At 39.7% G+C, this 17842-nt stretch carries 20 protein-coding genes; 19 read left to right on the forward strand and 1 reads right to left on the reverse strand.

Annotated elements, in window-relative coordinates:
* The first annotated feature begins 2 nt into the window (after positions 1 to 2).
* From rsmI to AB8E63_RS04140, 7 genes are all read left to right on the forward strand, one after another.
* Positions 3 to 881 carry a 16S rRNA (cytidine(1402)-2'-O)-methyltransferase gene (gene rsmI, locus AB8E63_RS04110; RefSeq protein WP_368910067.1) on the forward strand — a complete coding sequence of 293 codons (879 nt, stop codon included), beginning with the start codon at positions 3 to 5 and terminating at the stop codon, positions 879 to 881.
* A 133-nt stretch (positions 882 to 1014) separates the two neighbouring features.
* Positions 1015 to 2349 carry a methylenetetrahydrofolate--tRNA-(uracil(54)-C(5))-methyltransferase (FADH(2)-oxidizing) TrmFO gene (gene trmFO / locus AB8E63_RS04115; RefSeq protein ID WP_368910068.1) on the forward strand — a complete coding sequence of 445 codons (1335 nt, stop codon included), beginning with the start codon at positions 1015 to 1017 and terminating at the stop codon, positions 2347 to 2349.
* An 83-nt stretch (positions 2350 to 2432) separates the two neighbouring features.
* On the forward strand, positions 2433 to 3170 hold the full coding sequence (gene pyrH, locus AB8E63_RS04120; protein ID WP_004253279.1) for a UMP kinase: 738 nt from the start codon (positions 2433 to 2435) through the stop codon (positions 3168 to 3170).
* A gap of 7 nt (positions 3171 to 3177) precedes the next feature.
* Positions 3178 to 3735: a ribosome recycling factor gene (gene frr, locus AB8E63_RS04125; RefSeq protein ID WP_006152642.1), complete on the forward strand. Its 558-nt coding sequence runs from the start codon at positions 3178 to 3180 to the stop codon at positions 3733 to 3735.
* Positions 3736 to 3795: 60 nt separating this feature from the next.
* Positions 3796 to 4650: an RNA-binding virulence regulatory protein CvfB gene (gene cvfB, locus AB8E63_RS04130; RefSeq protein WP_368910069.1), complete on the forward strand. Its 855-nt coding sequence runs from the start codon at positions 3796 to 3798 to the stop codon at positions 4648 to 4650.
* Positions 4651 to 4658: 8 nt separating this feature from the next.
* Positions 4659 to 4874: a YozE family protein gene (locus AB8E63_RS04135; protein WP_001232087.1), complete on the forward strand. Its 216-nt coding sequence runs from the start codon at positions 4659 to 4661 to the stop codon at positions 4872 to 4874.
* A gap of 84 nt (positions 4875 to 4958) precedes the next feature.
* The gene (locus AB8E63_RS04140; protein WP_036752940.1) at positions 4959 to 5945 is read left to right on the forward strand and encodes a PhoH family protein; all 987 of its coding nucleotides are present in this window, start codon (positions 4959 to 4961) and stop codon (positions 5943 to 5945) included.
* A 47-nt stretch (positions 5946 to 5992) separates the two neighbouring features.
* Here the strand turns inward: AB8E63_RS04140 and ald are convergent, their stop codons facing one another.
* The gene (gene ald / locus AB8E63_RS04145; RefSeq protein ID WP_036757336.1) at positions 5993 to 7105 is read right to left on the reverse strand and encodes an alanine dehydrogenase; all 1113 of its coding nucleotides are present in this window, start codon (positions 7103 to 7105) and stop codon (positions 5993 to 5995) included.
* A 179-nt stretch (positions 7106 to 7284) separates the two neighbouring features.
* Here ald and AB8E63_RS04150 point away from each other — a divergent pair, with 179 nt between their 5' ends.
* The 12 genes from AB8E63_RS04150 to AB8E63_RS04205 all read left to right on the forward strand — a co-directional run bounded on the left by AB8E63_RS04150 (position 7285) and on the right by AB8E63_RS04205 (position 17832).
* Positions 7285 to 7899 carry a hypothetical protein gene (locus AB8E63_RS04150; RefSeq protein WP_368910070.1) on the forward strand — a complete coding sequence of 205 codons (615 nt, stop codon included), beginning with the start codon at positions 7285 to 7287 and terminating at the stop codon, positions 7897 to 7899.
* 86 nt (positions 7900 to 7985) lie between these two features.
* Positions 7986 to 8555, forward strand: a complete 570-nt coding sequence (locus tag AB8E63_RS04155) for a GNAT family N-acetyltransferase (RefSeq protein ID WP_368910072.1) — start codon at positions 7986 to 7988, stop codon at positions 8553 to 8555.
* A gap of 65 nt (positions 8556 to 8620) precedes the next feature.
* Positions 8621 to 9262, forward strand: coding sequence for a helix-hairpin-helix domain-containing protein (locus AB8E63_RS04160; RefSeq protein WP_368910074.1), 642 nt, complete (start codon positions 8621 to 8623; stop codon positions 9260 to 9262).
* Complete coding sequence (locus AB8E63_RS04165; protein WP_368910075.1) at positions 9246 to 11456, forward strand: ComEC/Rec2 family competence protein; 2211 nt, start codon at positions 9246 to 9248, stop codon at positions 11454 to 11456. Before AB8E63_RS04160 ends, AB8E63_RS04165 begins: the two co-directional genes overlap by 17 nt.
* Positions 11457 to 11578: 122 nt before the next feature.
* Positions 11579 to 12865 carry a U32 family peptidase gene (locus AB8E63_RS04170; RefSeq protein WP_074324171.1) on the forward strand — a complete coding sequence of 429 codons (1287 nt, stop codon included), beginning with the start codon at positions 11579 to 11581 and terminating at the stop codon, positions 12863 to 12865.
* 13 nt (positions 12866 to 12878) lie between these two features.
* Entirely contained in the window at positions 12879 to 13190 is a 312-nt protein-coding gene (locus AB8E63_RS04175; protein ID WP_368910078.1) for a CHY zinc finger protein, read from the forward strand.
* A 229-nt stretch (positions 13191 to 13419) separates the two neighbouring features.
* A complete protein-coding gene (locus AB8E63_RS04180; RefSeq protein ID WP_004253309.1) occupies positions 13420 to 13620 on the forward strand; it encodes a F0F1 ATP synthase subunit C in 201 nt (66 codons plus the stop codon).
* Positions 13621 to 13652: 32 nt separating this feature from the next.
* Positions 13653 to 14369: a F0F1 ATP synthase subunit A gene (atpB, locus tag AB8E63_RS04185; RefSeq protein ID WP_368910080.1), complete on the forward strand. Its 717-nt coding sequence runs from the start codon at positions 13653 to 13655 to the stop codon at positions 14367 to 14369.
* 18 nt (positions 14370 to 14387) lie between these two features.
* The gene (atpF, locus tag AB8E63_RS04190) at positions 14388 to 14882 is read left to right on the forward strand and encodes a F0F1 ATP synthase subunit B (protein ID WP_006148662.1); all 495 of its coding nucleotides are present in this window, start codon (positions 14388 to 14390) and stop codon (positions 14880 to 14882) included.
* Positions 14882 to 15418, forward strand: coding sequence for a F0F1 ATP synthase subunit delta (locus AB8E63_RS04195; RefSeq protein ID WP_281137293.1), 537 nt, complete (start codon positions 14882 to 14884; stop codon positions 15416 to 15418). Before atpF ends, AB8E63_RS04195 begins: the two co-directional genes overlap by 1 nt.
* Before the next feature lie 14 nt (positions 15419 to 15432).
* Positions 15433 to 16938 (forward strand): F0F1 ATP synthase subunit alpha, encoded by a 1506-nt coding sequence (gene atpA, locus AB8E63_RS04200; RefSeq protein ID WP_006152674.1) that lies wholly within the window; start codon positions 15433 to 15435, stop codon positions 16936 to 16938.
* Between the two features lie 15 nt (positions 16939 to 16953).
* A complete protein-coding gene (locus tag AB8E63_RS04205; protein ID WP_004253324.1) occupies positions 16954 to 17832 on the forward strand; it encodes a F0F1 ATP synthase subunit gamma in 879 nt (292 codons plus the stop codon).
* The last annotated feature ends 10 nt before the right edge of the window (positions 17833 to 17842 follow it).

The following is a 17842-nucleotide window of genomic DNA, read 5'->3' on the forward strand; positions in this document are numbered from 1 at the left end:
GCATGCAGATTCAAAAAAGTTTTAAAGGGCAGTCACCTTATGGTAAGTTATATCTTGTCGCAACTCCGATTGGGAATCTAGAAGATATGACCTTTCGTGCTATTCAGACTTTGAAAGAAGTGGACTGGATTGCTGCCGAGGATACTCGTAATACTGGTCTATTGCTGAAGCATTTCGATATTTCAACCAAACAAATCAGTTTTCATGAGCACAATGCCAAGGAAAAGATTCCTGATTTCATTGGTTTGTTGAAAGCAGGACAAAGTATTGCTCAAGTTTCTGATGCGGGTTTGCCAAGCATTTCTGACCCCGGTCATGATTTAGTCAAGGCTGCAATTGAAGAAGATATAGCAGTTGTCACAGTTCCAGGTGCTAGCGCAGGAATTTCTGCCTTGATTGCCAGTGGTTTAGCTCCACAACCCCACATTTTTTATGGATTCTTACCTCGAAAATCGGGACAACAAAAGCAATTTTTCGAATCAAAAAAAGATTATCCTGAGACCCAGATTTTCTATGAATCTCCACATCGTGTAGCTGATACCCTAGAAAATATGCTAGAGATCTACGGTGATCGTTCAGTTGTCTTAGTTCGAGAATTGACTAAGATTTATGAAGAATACCAACGGGGGAAAATCACTGAGTTGCTTGAAAGTATCTCTGAAACACCGCTCAAGGGCGAGTGCCTTCTCATCGTAGAAGGTGCTAGTCTAGAAGTTGAAGATAAGGATGAAGAAGATTTATTCTCTGAAATCCAAGAGCGCATCCAAGAAGGTGTTAAGAAAAATCAAGCCATTAAGGAAGTCGCAAAAATATATCAGTGGAACAAAAGCCAGCTCTACGCAGCATATCACGAATGGGAAGAGAATCAATTTAATGACTAAACAGGGAAGTTTGCCTTCTTCCCTTTTTTTGTTATACTAGTAAAAGAAAAATTAGAAAGATTTGTGGGTGTCAAACAGTCCAGTAGCTTGTTTTGATATGAACTTAGTTTCCACCCAAAGAGGTATTAGTGTCATGTCTCAATCTTATATCAATGTTATCGGTGCTGGTTTAGCAGGTTCGGAAGCAGCTTACCAAATCGCAGAGCGTGGTATTCCAGTTAAACTCTATGAAATGCGTGGTGTCAAATCAACACCTCAGCATAAAACAGATAATTTTGCAGAATTAGTGTGTTCCAACTCATTACGAGGGGATGCTCTTACAAATGCTGTAGGTCTTCTAAAGGAAGAAATGCGTCGTCTTGGTTCTGTGATTTTAGAATCAGCAGAAGCAACGCGGGTTCCTGCAGGTGGAGCGCTTGCGGTTGATCGTGACGGTTTTTCTCAAATGGTCACTGAAAAAATTGCCAATCACCCTTTAATTGAAGTGGTTCGTGATGAAATTACAGAATTGCCGACAGATGTTATTACGGTTGTCGCTACTGGTCCCTTGACTAGCGATGCCCTGGCTGAGAAAATTCATGCCCTTAATGACGGCGATGGCTTCTATTTCTATGACGCGGCAGCGCCTATTATAGACGTCAATACCATCGATATGAGCAAGGTCTATCTCAAGTCTCGGTATGACAAGGGAGAAGCTGCTTACCTCAATGCTCCGATGACCAAGCAAGAGTTTATGGATTTCCATGAAGCCTTGGTCAATGCGGAAGAAGCACCCCTTAATTCTTTTGAAAAAGAAAAGTACTTTGAAGGGTGTATGCCAATTGAAGTTATGGCTAAACGTGGTATCAAAACCATGCTCTATGGCCCTATGAAACCAGTTGGTCTGGAGTATCCAGATGACTACACAGGCCCTCGTGATGGAGAGTTTAAAACCCCTTATGCAGTTGTCCAGCTTCGTCAGGACAATGCAGCTGGAAGTCTTTATAACATCGTTGGTTTCCAAACTCACCTCAAATGGGGAGAGCAGAAGCGTGTCTTCCAAATGATTCCAGGTCTTGAAAATGCTGAGTTTGTTCGCTATGGCGTCATGCATCGTAATTCCTATATGGATTCGCCAAATCTTCTTGAACAGACATACCGTTCTAAGAAACAGCCAAATCTCTTCTTTGCTGGTCAGATGACTGGTGTAGAGGGCTACGTTGAGTCAGCTGCTTCAGGATTGGTTTCTGGAATCAATGCTGCTCGTCTTTTCAAGGGAGAAAGTGAGGCTATTTTCCCAGAGACTACAGCTATCGGTAGTTTAGCTCATTATATAACTCATGCTGATAGCAAACACTTCCAACCCATGAATGTCAACTTTGGGATTATCAAGGAGTTAGAAGGTGAGCGTATTCGTGATAAAAAGGCTCGTTATGAGAAAATCGCAGAACGCGCCTTGTCTGATTTAGAGAAATTTTTATCTGTCTAATTTTTTTGAAAGAATTGTTCATGATACTATAAAAATCCTTGAAATTGTGATAAAATAGGTAGGATGAAAAAAGGAGAGAGAAAATGGTAGAACCTAAGTATAAACGTATCTTAATCAAGCTATCTGGTGAAGCCCTTGCCGGCGAACGTGGTGTCGGTATTGATATCAAAACCGTCCAAAGTATGGCCCAAGAGATCAAGGAAGTTCACGAGCTAGGAATTGAAATCGCCTTGGTTATCGGTGGTGGAAACCTTTGGCGTGGAGAACCTGCAGCAGAAGCTGGTATGGATCGTGTTCAAGCGGATTATACTGGAATGCTTGGGACAGTTATGAATGCTCTTGTGATGGCAGATTCATTGCAACAAGCTGGTGTTGATACTCGTGTACAAACAGCTATTGCCATGCAACAAGTAGCAGAGCCTTATATTCGTGGACGTGCCCTTCGCCACCTTGAAAAAGGACGTATCGTTATCTTTGGCGCGGGAATTGGTTCACCTTACTTCTCTACAGATACAACAGCGGCTCTTCGTGCAGCTGAGATTGAAGCGGACGCTATTTTGATGGCTAAGAATGGTGTAGACGGTGTCTACAATGCGGATCCTAAGAAAGATAAAACGGCTGTTAAATTTGAAGAATTGACTCACCGTGATGTTATTAATAAAGGTCTCCGTATCATGGATTCAACAGCTTCAACTCTATCTATGGATAACGATATTGACTTGGTCGTCTTTAATATGAACCAACCTGGCAATATCAAACGTGTTGTATTTGGTGAAAATATCGGAACAACTGTTTCAAACAATATCGAAGAAAAGGAATAAAAAAATTATGGCTAACGCAATTGTAGAAAAAGCTAAAGAGAGAATGACTCAATCTCACCACTCACTTGCTCGTGAATTTGGTGGTATCCGTGCAGGTCGTGCTAACGCTAGCTTGCTTGACCGTATTACTGTTGAATACTATGGTGTCGAAACACCTCTTAACCAAATCGCTTCTATCACAATACCTGAAGCGCGTGTCTTGTTGGTAACACCATTTGATAAATCTTCATTGAAGGATATCGAGCGTGCTTTGAACGCTTCAGATCTGGGTATTACACCAGCTAACGATGGTTCTGTTATTCGCTTGGTAATCCCAGCTCTTACAGAAGAAACTCGTCGTGATCTTGCTAAAGAAGTGAAAAAAGTTGGTGAAAATGCTAAAGTAGCGATCCGTAATATCCGTCGTGATGCTATGGATGAAGCTAAAAAACAAGAAAAAGCAAAAGAAATCACTGAAGATGAATTGAAGACTCTTGAAAAAGATATTCAAAAAGCGACAGACGATGCTGTTAAACACATCGACGACATGACTGCCAATAAAGAAAAAGAAATCTTGGAAGTCTAAGAAATAAACAGAAAAACTCAGTTGGCATTGCTGGCTGAGTTTTATTCGAAAGAAGGAAACATGAATACAAATCTTGCAAGTTTTATTGTTGGACTGATCATCGATGAAAATGACCGTTTTTACTTTGTTCAAAAGGATGGTCAAACATACGCTCTTGCTAAGGAAGAAGGTCAGCATACAGTTGGTGATACCGTTAAAGGTTTCGCCTACACAGACATGAAGCAAAAACTTCGCTTGACAACTCAAGAAGTGACTGCAACTCAGGATCAATTTGGTTGGGGAACTGTAACAGAAGTGCGTAAGGATTTGGGTGTTTTTGTTGATACAGGGCTTCCTGACAAGGAAATCGTTGTGTCACTTGACATCCTACCTGAACTGAAAGAGCTTTGGCCTAAGAAGGGCGATAAACTTTATGTTCGTCTAGAAGTAGACAAGAAAGACCGCATCTGGGGACTCTTAGCCTACCAAGAGGACTTCCAACGTTTGGCACGTCCAGCATACAACAACATGCAAAATCAGAATTGGCCCGCAATCGTTTATCGTCTTAAGTTATCAGGCACTTTTGTCTATCTACCAGAAAACAACATGCTTGGATTTATCCACCCAAGTGAGCGCTATGCAGAGCCACGTTTGGGGCAAGTGTTAGATGTGCGTGTCATTGGTTTCCGTGAAGTTGACCGAACTCTTAATCTATCACTAAAACCTCGCTCTTTTGAGATGTTAGAAAACGATGCACAAATGATTCTGACTTACTTGGAAAGTAATGGTGGATTTATGACCTTAAATGATAAATCTTCACCAGATGACATCAAGGCTACCTTTGGTATCTCAAAAGGTCAGTTTAAAAAAGCGCTTGGTGGTTTAATGAAAGCTGGAAAGATTAAACAAGACCAATTTGGTACAGAGTTAATTTAGGGAGGCTTATGCGAAAATCATTTTATACTTGGCTTATGACAGAGCGTAATCCTAAAAGTAATAGTCCCAAAGCAATTTTAGCGGATCTTGCCTTTGAGGAGTCAGCCTTCCCGAAACATACGGATGATTTCGATCAGGTGAGTCGATTTTTAGAAGAACATGCTAGTTTTTCCTTTAATATGGGAGACTTCGATCGCATCTGGCAGGAATATTTAGAACATTAAAAAGGGCATAGGTGTTAAGGATAGCAATTTCTAAATGCCTTTGCTATAATAAAAAGAAATTAAAGAGTTAGAGAGGTTCTTTATTTGAAGGAACATTCAATAGACATTCAGTTAAGTCATCCAGATGACCTGTTTCATCTTTTTGGTTCCAATGAACGCCATCTTCGCTTGATGGAGGATGAGTTAGATGTTATCATCCATGCTCGTACAGAGATTGTACAAGTCTTGGGAGAGGAGTCTTCTTGTGAAGAAGCACGGCAAGTAATTCAAGCCTTGATGGTCTTGGTCAATCGTGGGATGACAGTCGGAACTCCAGATGTGGTGACAGCCATCAATATGGTTAGAAACAATGAAATCGATAAGTTTGTTGCCCTCTATGAAGAAGAGATTATCAAAGACAATACTGGTAAGCCGATTCGGGTCAAGACACTGGGACAAAAACTTTATGTTGATAGTGTTAAGAATCATGATGTTACCTTCGGGATTGGGCCAGCTGGTACGGGTAAAACATTCCTAGCAGTGACCTTGGCTGTTACAGCTCTTAAACGTGGCCAAGTCAAGCGTATTATCCTGACTCGTCCAGCAGTAGAAGCTGGAGAAAGCCTAGGATTTCTACCTGGTGATTTGAAAGAAAAGGTGGATCCTTATCTTCGACCAGTCTATGATGCTTTATATCAGATCTTAGGGAAGGACCAAACAACTCGTCTCATGGAGAGAGAAATTATTGAGATTGCACCTTTGGCCTATATGCGTGGACGTACCTTGGATGATGCCTTTGTCATCTTGGATGAAGCCCAAAATACAACCATCATGCAGATGAAGATGTTCTTGACACGTCTTGGATTCAATTCTAAAATGATTGTCAATGGGGATATTAGCCAGATTGACCTGCCACGTAATGTTAAATCAGGTCTGATTGATGCCCAGGAAAAACTTAAGAATATTCACCAGATCGACTTTGTACACTTCTCAGCCAAGGATGTGGTTCGCCATCCAGTCGTTGCTCAGATTATCAGAGCCTATGAACCTCGACCTGTCAAAGCTGAAGAAAATCAAGAAGAAACAGAATAAAGAAAAGAGCAGTTGAAAAACTGCTCTTAATTTTTTTGAATTTCTTATTAGACAAGTTCACTGATAGGTGTGAAGTCACGTTCTAAACCTTCAGCAACTGGTTGGCTGGTGAGTTGACCTTGATAAGTTGTTACACCTTCAAGCAAGCCTGCGTCTTCAAGGATTGCTTTCTTAAATCCTTTTCCTGCCAAGGCTTCGATATAAGGAAGGGTCACATTTGTAAGGGCGATAGTAGAAGTACGAGCAACTGCTCCAGGAATGTTAGCAACTGCATAGTGAAGGACACCGTGTTTCTCATAGACAGGCTCATCATGGGTTGTCACACGGTCAGCTGTTGCAATAACACCACCTTGGTCTACAGCAACGTCTACGATGACAGAACCAGGACGCATTTGTTGAACCATGTCATCTGTCACTAATTTTGGAGCTTTGGCACCAGGAATCAATACTGCACCGATAACAACGTCTGCTTCACGCACACTTGCTTCGATATTAAATGGGTTAGACATGAGTGTTTGGATTTGGTGACCAAAGACATCTTCAAGTTCAGAGAGACGTTTAGCGCTGATATCAAGAATAGTTACTTGAGCTCCTAAACCAAGAGCGATACGTGCTGCGTGTGTACCAACGACCCCACCACCAATAATGGTTACTTTTCCTTTTGGTACACCCGGGACACCACCTAAAAGAACTCCAGAACCACCAGCTTGTTTCGTCAAGAAGTGAGCTCCGATTTGGACAGCCATACGACCTGCAACCTCACTCATTGGAACCAATAGAGGAAGTTGACCTTCAGTATTGCGTACAGTTTCATAAGCAACACCAGTTGTTTTCGCTGCAAGCATAGCATCCGCTAATTCTGGGGCTGCTGCCATGTGCAAGTAGGTGAAGAGAAGTAAATCGTCACGCAAGAACTGGTACTCACTAGCAAGGGGCTCCTTGACTTTAACAACTAACTCTGCAGCCCATGCTTCAGCAGCAGTTGCGACAATCTCAGCTCCTTGCTTTTCATAGTCAGCATCAGCAAAACCAGATCCAAGTCCCGCATTTGTTTCGATGAGTACTCGGTGACCACGACCGACAAGACTCTGTACACCAGCAGGTGTCAAAGCAACACGATTTTCATTATTTTTAATTTCCTTTGGAATTCCAATTAACATAGGATAACTCACTTTCTATTAAGTTGTTTCAATTTATGTATCACATCATTCATCAGAGTTTTTGTGATGACTTTATTGTATATAAAACCGTTTTAAAAGGCAAGGAAAATTATTGATTTGTATTGTATTTTTTGTTAAGCTTTTAGAAAATAAACTTAATTTAGTGAGGGACAAGCTACGTGATTATTTATGAAGATGCCAATATAGATTCTTCTCTTATTCACTTTACATCTGAATTTAATGTCTATGTGAGACGTTGGGAGATTATTGGTGACTATAGAAGAAGGGAGGAGTATTTACAGTATTTGATTTCGCAACTATATGATTATTCAACTAAAAATAAATTCAATCTATATTTAGTATTAGGAGATGATTGCTTTAATGATAATACTAGAATAATCCAATATTATAAACTTTGGAAATTGCTAAAAAAGCAAGACCTAGAAGTCAGGAATGCAAATTATTCTGATGAGATTATGATTAAGAAGAATAATAAAGTGAAATTTTTTGGTGGAATTCAAGTATTAGGTAGAGAGTCTGTTACAGACATTGTTTCAATCTTGCTAGCAAAACAAACGGCTCATTTATTATTGTTGCCAGAGGAACTTAAAGTTACAATTTTTTTACAGTCAGGTTTTTCAAAGATAATAGCTGAAAATAGTGAGTATATTGAGAATGTGGTTGGTAGTGGTGGAATAGTTTTATTTCGTGAAGGTTATTTTGACGATAGGAACACAGGTTTTATAGGTTTTGGGGGATTGTCCTTAATTACTAAAGATTTATTTGGACAATAGGTAACAAAAATTGGATGTTTATGAATGAAACTAAGAGAGTAACATTTATGTTATTCTTCTAGCAACCTATTTTAGGAGGTACAATCATGGAATCACTATTTATCAAACTAGCGAAGCATATCGTTATCGAAACAGAGCGCTTAGTACTTAGACCTGTAACACTTGATGATGCAGAAGCCATGTTTGAGTATGCTTCAGATAAAGAAACTACGCGCTACACTTTTCCAACCAATCAAAGTTTAGAGGAAACAAAGAATAATATTGCCCAGTTTTATTTAGCCAATCCATTGGGCCGATGGGGAATTGAACTAAAAAGTACTGGAGAGTTTATCGGAACTATTGACCTGCACAAGTTGGATGCTGTTCTTAAGAAGGCAACCATTGGTTATATTATCAATCAAAAATATTGGAATCAAGGTTTGACAACTGAAGCCAATCGAGCTGTAATTGAACTGGCTTTTGAAAAGATAGGAATGAATAAGTTAGATGCCTTTCATGATAAGGATAATCCCGCATCAGGAAAGGTCATGGAGAAATCAGGAATGCGTTTCTCTCACGAAGAACTATATGCTAGAATGGATAAAAATGAACCTGGAAGATTCGTAACAGATGTCCATTATGTCTTGACCAAAGAAGAATATTTTGCAAATAAGTAAGCAGTTGAAATGATTTTTCAGCTGTTTTTTCTTTCTCTTACGAATAAGCTAAGAGAGGAGAAAATATGGAAGAACTTATTGAGAAAATCAAAGAATATAAAATCATTGTTATCTGTGCTATTTTGGGTTTAGTCTTGGGTGGATTTTTCCTCCTAAAGCCAGTTGCTCAAGCACCTGCTAAGGAAAGCAATTTGCAAACAGAAGTTACAATTGTTTCAAAGAATTCGACGGATGAAAAGGAAGATAAAAATCAGAAGGAAGAAGTGGTAGAGCAAGATCTGATTACTGTTGATGTAAAAGGTGCGGTCAAATCACCTGGAATCTATGATTTGCCAGTTGGAAGTCGTATCAACGATGCTGTCCAAAAAGCGGGTGGCTTGACAGATAATGCAGACAGTAAGTCTATCAATCTTGCCCAGAGAATTAGTGACGAAGCACTTGTTTATGTTCCGACTAAGGAAGAAGCTACCAGTCAAGAGGCGCATTCAAATGCTTCCAACACCAAAGAAAACAAGAAAGTCAATCTTAATAAAGCCAGTTTAGAAGAACTTAAACAAGTCAAGGGGTTGGGAGCCAAACGTGCTCAGGATATCATCGACCATCGTGAATCCAACGGGAAGTTTAAGTCAGTAGATGAGCTCAAAAAGGTTTCTGGTATTGGTGCAAAAACGATAGAAAAGTTAAAAGAGTATGTCACAGTGGATTAGTCGATTTCCCATCCCAAAAATCTATCTCAGTTTTCTCCTGCTTTGGCTCTACTATGCTATCTTTTCAGCAAGCTTTTTAGCACTTTTGGGCTTTGTCTTTTTACTGCTCTGCCTCTTTTTTCAATTTCCATGGAAAACTGTGGTCAAGGTTCTCTTGATTTGTGGACTTTTTGGGAGTTGGTTTTTATTTCAAAAATGGCAGCAAGAAGAAGCGAGTCAACATCTTGTTGACTCAGTTAATACGGTACGAATCTTGCCCGATACTATCAAGGTCAATGGAGATAGTTTATCCTTTCGTGGGAAGGCTGATGGCAGACTCTTTCAGGTCTATTATAAATTCCAGTCAGAGGCTGAAAAGGAAAGGCTTAAAGAGTTATCTGAACTGCATGAGATAGTAGTAAAAGGAAAGCTAGCTATTCCTCAAGGAGCAAATAATTTTGCTGGATTTGATTATCAAAACTATCTCAAAACACAGGGGATTTATCAGACCTTAACTATATCGGAAATGGTCGAATTAAAGAAAACATCCAGCTGGGATATAGGAGAAAATCTATCCAGCTTGCGGAGAAAAGCAGTTGTCTGGATTAAAAGGAATTTTCCTGACCCCATGCGTAATTATATGACAGGTCTTTTATTAGGGCACTTGGACACAGATTTTGAGGAAATGAACGAACTCTATTCCAGTCTAGGGATTATTCACCTTTTTGCTTTGTCAGGAATGCAAGTCGGTTTCTTCATGAATGCTTTTAAGAAGTCACTCTTACGATTGGGTTTGACGCAAGAGAAGTTCAAATGGCTTGCCTATCCCTTTTCTTTGGTCTATGCAGGTTTGACAGGTTTCTCAGCTTCTGTCATTAGAAGCCTGTTGCAAAAACTTTTGGCTCAGCATGGCTTCAAGGGTCTGGATAACTTTGCTTTGACAGTCCTTGTCCTGTTTATCGTGATGCCGAATTTCTTCCTAACTGCTGGTGGAGTGCTCTCCTGTGCCTATGCCTTTATCCTGACCATGACTGGTGAAGAAGTAGCAGGGATAAAAGGTTTGGTAAGAGAAAGTTTCATTATTTCCCTAGGAATTCTGCCAATTTTATCATTCTATTTTTCTGAATTTCAACCTTGGTCCATACTCTTAACCTTTGTCTTTTCTTTTTTATTTGATATGGTCTTGCTACCACTTTTATCAATACTCTTCTGTCTGTCATGGATATATCCTATTACCCAGTTTAACTTTTTTTTTGAATGGCTAGAAAACATCATACGCTATGTATCTCAGCTATCTACTAGACCTTTAGTTTTTGGTCAACCGAGTCTTTGGGTTCTGGTATGTCTATTAGTCTCTTTGGCTCTGATTTATGATTATCGTAAAAATTTGAAGAAAGCACCTTTGCTTATCCTATTTATCGTTTTACTTTTCTTAGTAACCAAACAACCACTGGAAAATGAAATCACAGTTCTAGACATGGAGCAGGGACGTAGCATTTTCCTAAGAGACATGACAGGAAAGACAATATTACTGGATGTCGGTGAAAAGTTAGCAGTTGAGAAAAAAGAAGCTTGGCAGGAGAAAGTCACCTCGAGTGTTGCCAAACGGAGTTTAATTCCCTATCTGAAAAGTAGAGGAGTGGCAAAGATTGATCAGCTTGTTTTAACGGATAGTGAACCTAAGCAGCTAGACCATCTACTAGAAATTAGTAAAGCCTTCAATCTTGGAGAGATTCTAGTAACTGAAGAAACTCTATCTAAAAGAGAATTTATGGATAAATTAAATGAAAGTAACTTGAAAGTACGTCCTATTAAAACAGGAGAGCAGTTATTTATTTTTGGGAGTAGTTTAGAAGTAATCGAAAATCAAAACAGTGATAGTAAAGCCTCAATAGCAATGTATGGAAAGCTACTAAATCAAACTTTTCTAGTCACTGGAAATATAGAGGAGAAGTTCTTAAACAAGTCTTATCCAAAAATCCAAGCAGATGTAGTGCTAACTCATCAGCAAGTATCGAAGAAAAAGACAGATGTCGAAGTCTTCGAAATCTTTCAGCCTAAAATTACTGTCATTTCTGTAGACAAGAAGAAAAAATTTAAAGAAAAAAATGGGGAGAATAACCAAGAACTTGGGAATTCGATTTACAAAACGGATCAAAAGGGGGCCATTCGTTTTAAAGGTTGGGGTGCTTGGCAAATAGAAACAGTTCGCTGAGCTTAGCTTTTCAAGAAAATTAAAATTGTCTAAACAATCAATCAAAACTTGATTTTAGAACCTTTTTGCTATAAAATGGTAAAGATTAGTGTCAAACTTTTATATTGCAAATAGGAGAAAACATGACAAAAACTTTGAAACGTCCTGAGGTTCTATCACCTGCAGGAACACTTGAAAAACTAAAAGTAGCTGTTCAATATGGAGCAGATGCTGTCTTTATCGGTGGGCAGGCCTATGGTTTACGTAGCCGTGCAGGGAACTTTACTTTCGAACAAATGGAAGAAGGAGTTCAGTTCGCGGCTAAGTATGGAGCTAAGGTATATGTGGCTGCCAATATGGTTATGCACGAAGGAAACGAAGAAGGTGCCGGAGAATGGTTCCGTAAATTACGTGATATTGGGATTGCAGCGGTTATCGTGTCTGATCCAGCCTTGATCATGATTGCAGCAACAGAAGCACCAGGACTTGAAATTCACCTTTCAACTCAAGCAAGTGCTACCAACTATGAAACTCTAGAATTCTGGAAAGAACTTGGATTGACGCGTGTCGTTTTGGCGCGTGAGGTTTCTATGGAAGAATTGGCAGAGATTCGCAAACGTACCGATGTTGAGATTGAAGCCTTCGTCCATGGTGCTATGTGTATCTCATACTCTGGTCGTTGTACTCTTTCTAACCATATGAGTATGCGTGACGCCAACCGTGGTGGATGTTCACAATCTTGCCGTTGGAAATATGACCTTTACGATATGCCCTTCGGTAAGGAACGTAAGAGTCTTAAGGGAGAAATTCCTGAAGAATTCTCTATGTCTGCGGTTGATATGTCTATGATTGACCATATCCCTGATATGATTGAAAATGGTGTGGACAGTCTTAAGATTGAGGGCCGTATGAAGTCGATCCACTATGTTTCAACAGTAACAAACTGTTATAAGGCAGCTGTTGATGCCTATCTTGAGAGCCCTGAAAAGTTTGAAGCTATTAAGCAAGACTTGATTGATGAAATGTGGAAGGTTGCCCAACGTGAGTTGGCTACAGGTTTCTACTACGGAACACCATCTGAAAATGAACAACTGTTCGGTGCTCGTCGTAAGATTCCAGAATACAAGTTTGTTGCTGAAGTAGTAGCTTATGATGCTGCAACTCAAACAGCAACTATTCGTCAACGTAATGTTATCAACGAAGGCGACCAAGTTGAGTTCTACGGTCCAGGCTTCCGTCATTTTGAAACTTTTATCGAAGACCTTCACGATGCTAAAGGAAATAAAATCGATCGTGCCCCAAATCCAATGGAACTTTTGACTATCAAGGTTCCTCAACCAGTAGAAGCTGGTGACATGGTACGTGCCCTGAAAGAAGGTCTCATCAATCTCTATAAAGAAGATGGAACAAGCGTCACAGTTCGTGCCTAGATAAGGAAAAAGAATGGTTCAAGCTCAGGGATTACTAGTAGATCATGAAAGCAGATGTGTTCATTACCATGGTGATAAGGATATCGTAGCCTTACAGTGCTATGAGTGTAAGAAATACTATGCCTGTTATCAGTGTCATAATGAACTGGAGTCGCACATATTTTCTCCCTATCCTTTAAATCTGAAAGAGGATAGACCTATCTTATGTGGATCCTGTGGGAAAACACTAACGTATGAGGAGTATACAGAGACGGGCACTTGTCCATTTTGTGATGCTGCATTTAATCCAGCTTGTCAAAATCATTACTCAATTTATTTCAGATAAGAACTGACAAATCCGAGTTGTAAAACTCGGTTTTTTGTTTTCAGAAAACAAGGAAAGGCAGTGAAAGTGGTAGGAAAAGACAATAATATTTTCTATATAATTGTCTTAAAAATCGTAAAATTAGAAATAAATGATTCGAAACGCTTTCATTACTAGTAAAAAGTTGACAAAAGCAAATTTTAGGACTAAACTAGGGATGTAAATTTAATTTAAAAAAGGAGAATTCGTCATGAATTTAACATTTTTCGGACTTTGTCTTGCCTGTATGGGTGTATCTATTGCTGAAGGATTGATTATGAGTAATCTCTTCAAGTCTGCCGCTCGTCAACCTGAAATTATTGACCAATTACGCAGCCTTTTAATTCTTGGTGTTGCCTTTGTAGAAGGTACCTTCTTTGTAACCCTAGCGATGGCATTTGTCATTAAATAGACAACTCTATTTAGAAATGGAGGTGTCAAACCATGGAAGAAAGTTTGAATCCAACCGTTAATATTGGACCAATATCCTTTGATTTGACCCTGCTTGCCATGTCTCTTGTAACTGTTTTGATGGTTTTTGCCTTTGTCTATTGGGCAAGTCGAAAAATGACCATCCGTCCCAAGGGCAAACAAAATGCTCTTGAGATGATTTATGACTTTGTGGTTAGTTTTGCAAAACCAAACATTGGAGATTCATACATCAAGGACTATTCCTTGTTCCTATTTTCTCTATTCTTGTTTATCTTGGTTGCCAATAATATTGGTTTAATGGCAAAAGTACAAACAACAAACGGTTATAACTTGTGGACTTCTCCAACAGCCAACCTTGGATACGATTTATCCCTCTCATTATTGATCACTTTGATCGCTCATGTGGAAGGAGTTCGTCGTAGAGGCGTTAAAGAATATTTGAGAGCATTTGTTACACCTGGCTTTATGACTCCGATGAACATTTTAGAAGAGTTCACCAATTTTGCCTCCTTGGCGATTCGGCTTTACGGAAATATCTTTGCCGGTGAGGTTTTAGCAGGATTGCTATTGGCCTTGTCACAACATGCCTTGTATTGGTATCCTTTTGCCTTTATTGCAAACATGTTATGGACAGCATTTTCGATTTTCATTTCATGTATTCAAGCTTATGTATTTACCATGTTGTCATCTATGTACATTGGTAAAAAAATAAATGAAGGGGAAGAGTAAGTAGAGGAGGATTAGAAGATGGATTTAACTATTAGTACCATTATTGGTGACTTTATTCTGATCGCTGGTTCCTTCCTTTTATTGATCTTTTTAGTGAAGAAATATGCTTGGGGAAATATTACCAGTGTCTTAGATGAACGCGCTGAAAAGATTTCTTCAGATATTGATGGTGCCGAGGAAGCCCGTAAAAAGGCAGAGGAACTTGCTAGCAAACGTGAAGCTGAGTTAGCAGGTAGCCGTACCGAAGCTAAAACGATTATCGAGAATGCAAAGGAAACAGCTGAGAAAAGTAAAGCAGATATTTTGGCCGAAGCTAAACTTGAAGCAGGACGCTTAAAGGAAAAAGCCAACCAAGAAATTGCTCAAAATAAAGCTGAAGCTTTACAAAGTGTTAAGGGAGATGTGGCAGACTTGACAATCAGTCTAGCTGGAAAAATTATCTCTCAAAACCTTGACGGTCAGGCCCATAAAGAACTCATTGATCAGTATATCGATCAGCTAGGAGAAGCTTAATGGACAAAAAGACTCTAAAGGTAATTGAAAAATACAGCATGCCTTTTGTCCAATTGGTGATTGAAAAAGGAGAAGAAGACTCTATTTTTTCAGACTTGTCTCAAATCAAGCAAGTAGCTGAAGAAACAGGCTTACCTTCTTTTTTAGCTCAGGTGGCAGTAGATGAGTCGGATAAAGAAAAAACGGTTCGTTTTTTCCAAGACTCTGTGTCACCTTTAGTACAAAACTTTATCGAGGTTCTACTTTACAATCACAGATCAAACCTGTTTTATGATGTGATTGTAGATTGCTTGAATCGTCTTGAAAAAGAAACCAATCGTTTTGAAGTGACTATTTTGTCTGCACATCCTTTGACTGGTGAACAGAAAGAACGACTAATTCCTCTAATCGAGAAAAAGATGTCTCTAAAAGTTCGTAGCATTAAGGAAAAAATTGACGATAGTTTAATCGGTGGTTTTGTTATTTTTGCCAATCACAAGACAATTGATGTGAGTATTAAACAACAACTTAAAGTTGTTAAGGAAAATTTGAAATAGAAAGTGGTGTTCTTTTGGCAATTAACGCACAAGAAATCAGCGCTTTAATTAAGCAACAAATTGAAAATTTCAAACCCAATTTTGATGTGACTGAAACAGGTGTTGTAACCTATATTGGTGACGGGATTGCGCGTGCTCATGGGCTTGAAAATGCCATGAGTGGTGAGCTGTTGATTTTTGAAAATGGCTCTTATGGTATGGCGCAAAACTTGGAATCAACAGATGTCGGTATTATCATCCTTGGGGACTTTACAGATATCCGTGAAGGCGATACAATTCGTCGTACAGGGAAAATCATGGAAGTTCCAGTTGGTGATAGCTTGATTGGACGTGTTGTCGATCCGCTAGGTCGTCCAGTGGATGGTTTGGGTCCGATTAACACAGATAAGACTCGTCCAGTTGAAGCACCAGCTCCTGGTGTTATGCAACGTAAGTCTGTCTCAGAACCATTGCAAACAGGTTTGAAAGCTATTGACGCCCTTGTTCCAATCGGTCGTGGCCAACGTGAGTTGATCATTGGTGACCGTCAAACAGGGAAGACAACTATCGCTATTGACGCTATCTTGAACCAAAAAGGTCAAGATATGATTTGTATCTATGTAGCGATTGGACAAAAAGAATCAACAGTTCGTACACAAGTGGAAACACTTCGTCAGTACGGTGCCTTGGATTACACAATCGTTGTGACAGCTTCAGCTTCACAGCCTTCACCATTGCTCTACCTCGCACCATATGCTGGAGTTGCTATGGCAGAGGAGTTCATGTACCAAGGGAAGCATGTGTTGATTGTTTATGATGACCTTTCAAAACAAGCGGTAGCTTATCGTGAACTTTCTCTCTTGCTCCGTCGTCCACCAGGTCGTGAGGCCTTCCCAGGGGATGTCTTCTACCTTCACAGTCGTCTACTTGAGCGTTCTGCTAAAGTTTCAGATGAGCTTGGCGGTGGTTCTATCACGGCTCTTCCGTTTATTGAGACCCAAGCAGGAGATATCTCAGCCTATATCGCCACAAACGTAATCTCTATTACGGATGGACAAATCTTCTTAAGTGATAGTCTCTTTAATGCGGGTATTCGTCCAGCTATTGATGCGGGTTCTTCTGTATCTCGTGTTGGTGGTTCTGCTCAGATTAAAGCCATGAAGAAGGTTGCTGGTACTCTTCGTATCGACCTTGCTTCATACCGAGAGTTGGAAGCCTTCACTAAATTTGGTTCAGATTTGGATGCTGCTACTCAGGCTAAATTGAATCGTGGACGTCGTACTGTAGAAGTATTGAAACAACCAGTTCATAAACCACTACCTGTTGAGAAACAAGTAACCATTCTGTATGCCTTGACTCATGGATTCTTGGATACTATATCAGTTGATGATATTGTTCGTTTTGAGGAAGAATTCCATGCCTTCTTTGATGCGCAACATCCAGAGATTTTGGAAACTATTCGTGAAACAAAAGACTTGCCAGAAGAAGCAGTCTTGGATGCTGCGATTACTGAGTTTCTCAACCAATCCAGCTTCCAATAAGAATAGAGGTGTCAGATGGCAGTATCTCTAAATGATATTAAAACAAAAATCGCCTCAACGAAAAATACTAGTCAAATTACTAACGCCATGCAGATGGTTTCTGCAGCTAAGTTAGGTCGTTCTGAAGAAGCTGCACGCAACTTCCAGATTTATGCTCAAAAAGTCCGTAAACTCCTTACAGACATCCTTCACGGGGATGGTGCTGGCGGATCAACAAATCCAATGTTGATTAGTCGCCCTGTCAAGAAAACAGGCTATATCGTCATTACATCTGACCGTGGTCTTGTTGGAGGATATAACTCTTCAATCTTGAAGGCTGTCATGGAACTGCAACAAGAATACCATCCTTCAGGTGATGATTTTGAAGTCATCTGTATCGGTGGTATGGGAGCAGACTTCTTTAAAGCTCGTGGTATTCAGCCAATTTATGAATTGCGTGGTCTAGCTAGTCAACCAAGCTTCGATGAAGTTCGTAAGATTATTTCAAAAACCATTGAAATGTATCAAAATGAACTTTTCGATGAGCTCTATGTTTGCTACAACCACCACGTGAATACACTGACAAGTCAAATGCGTGTGGAGCAGATGCTTCCAATTGTCGACTTGGACCCAAATGAAGCAGATGATAACTACAGCTTGACATTTGAGCTTGAAACAAGTCGTGAAGAAATCTTGGATCAACTATTGCCACAGTTTGCAGAAAGTATGATTTACGGTGCTATTATTGATGCCAAGACAGCTGAAAATGCGGCAGGGATGACGGCTATGCAAACAGCTACAGATAATGCTAAAAAAGTTATCAATGATTTGACTATCCAGTATAACCGTGCCAGACAGGCGGCGATTACACAAGAAATTACAGAAATCGTAGCAGGAGCTAGTGCCTTAGAATAGGCTCTAGTCC

The sequence above is a fragment of the Streptococcus sp. oral taxon 061 genome (assembly GCF_964211575.1).
In the GTDB taxonomy this organism is placed as follows: Bacteria; Bacillota; Bacilli; order Lactobacillales; family Streptococcaceae; genus Streptococcus.

What these genes read in the sequence shown, in the direction of transcription:
- rsmI (WP_368910067.1), top strand. Translation starts at nt 3, where the DNA reads ATGCAGATTCAAAAAAGTTTTAAAGGGCAGTCACCTTATGGTAAGTTA.
- trmFO (WP_368910068.1), top strand. Translation starts at nt 1,015, where the DNA reads ATGTCTCAATCTTATATCAATGTTATCGGTGCTGGTTTAGCAGGTTCG.
- pyrH (WP_004253279.1), top strand. Translation starts at nt 2,433, where the DNA reads ATGGTAGAACCTAAGTATAAACGTATCTTAATCAAGCTATCTGGTGAA.
- frr (WP_006152642.1), top strand. Translation starts at nt 3,178, where the DNA reads ATGGCTAACGCAATTGTAGAAAAAGCTAAAGAGAGAATGACTCAATCT.
- cvfB (WP_368910069.1), top strand. Translation starts at nt 3,796, where the DNA reads ATGAATACAAATCTTGCAAGTTTTATTGTTGGACTGATCATCGATGAA.
- AB8E63_RS04135 (WP_001232087.1), top strand. Translation starts at nt 4,659, where the DNA reads ATGCGAAAATCATTTTATACTTGGCTTATGACAGAGCGTAATCCTAAA.
- ald (WP_036757336.1), bottom strand. Translation starts at nt 7,105, where the DNA reads ATGTTAATTGGAATTCCAAAGGAAATTAAAAATAATGAAAATCGTGTT.
- AB8E63_RS04155 (WP_368910072.1), top strand. Translation starts at nt 7,986, where the DNA reads ATGGAATCACTATTTATCAAACTAGCGAAGCATATCGTTATCGAAACA.
- AB8E63_RS04160 (WP_368910074.1), top strand. Translation starts at nt 8,621, where the DNA reads ATGGAAGAACTTATTGAGAAAATCAAAGAATATAAAATCATTGTTATC.
- AB8E63_RS04165 (WP_368910075.1), top strand. Translation starts at nt 9,246, where the DNA reads ATGTCACAGTGGATTAGTCGATTTCCCATCCCAAAAATCTATCTCAGT.
- AB8E63_RS04170 (WP_074324171.1), top strand. Translation starts at nt 11,579, where the DNA reads ATGACAAAAACTTTGAAACGTCCTGAGGTTCTATCACCTGCAGGAACA.
- AB8E63_RS04175 (WP_368910078.1), top strand. Translation starts at nt 12,879, where the DNA reads ATGGTTCAAGCTCAGGGATTACTAGTAGATCATGAAAGCAGATGTGTT.
- AB8E63_RS04180 (WP_004253309.1), top strand. Translation starts at nt 13,420, where the DNA reads ATGAATTTAACATTTTTCGGACTTTGTCTTGCCTGTATGGGTGTATCT.
- atpB (WP_368910080.1), top strand. Translation starts at nt 13,653, where the DNA reads ATGGAAGAAAGTTTGAATCCAACCGTTAATATTGGACCAATATCCTTT.
- atpF (WP_006148662.1), top strand. Translation starts at nt 14,388, where the DNA reads ATGGATTTAACTATTAGTACCATTATTGGTGACTTTATTCTGATCGCT.
- AB8E63_RS04195 (WP_281137293.1), top strand. Translation starts at nt 14,882, where the DNA reads ATGGACAAAAAGACTCTAAAGGTAATTGAAAAATACAGCATGCCTTTT.
- AB8E63_RS04205 (WP_004253324.1), top strand. Translation starts at nt 16,954, where the DNA reads ATGGCAGTATCTCTAAATGATATTAAAACAAAAATCGCCTCAACGAAA.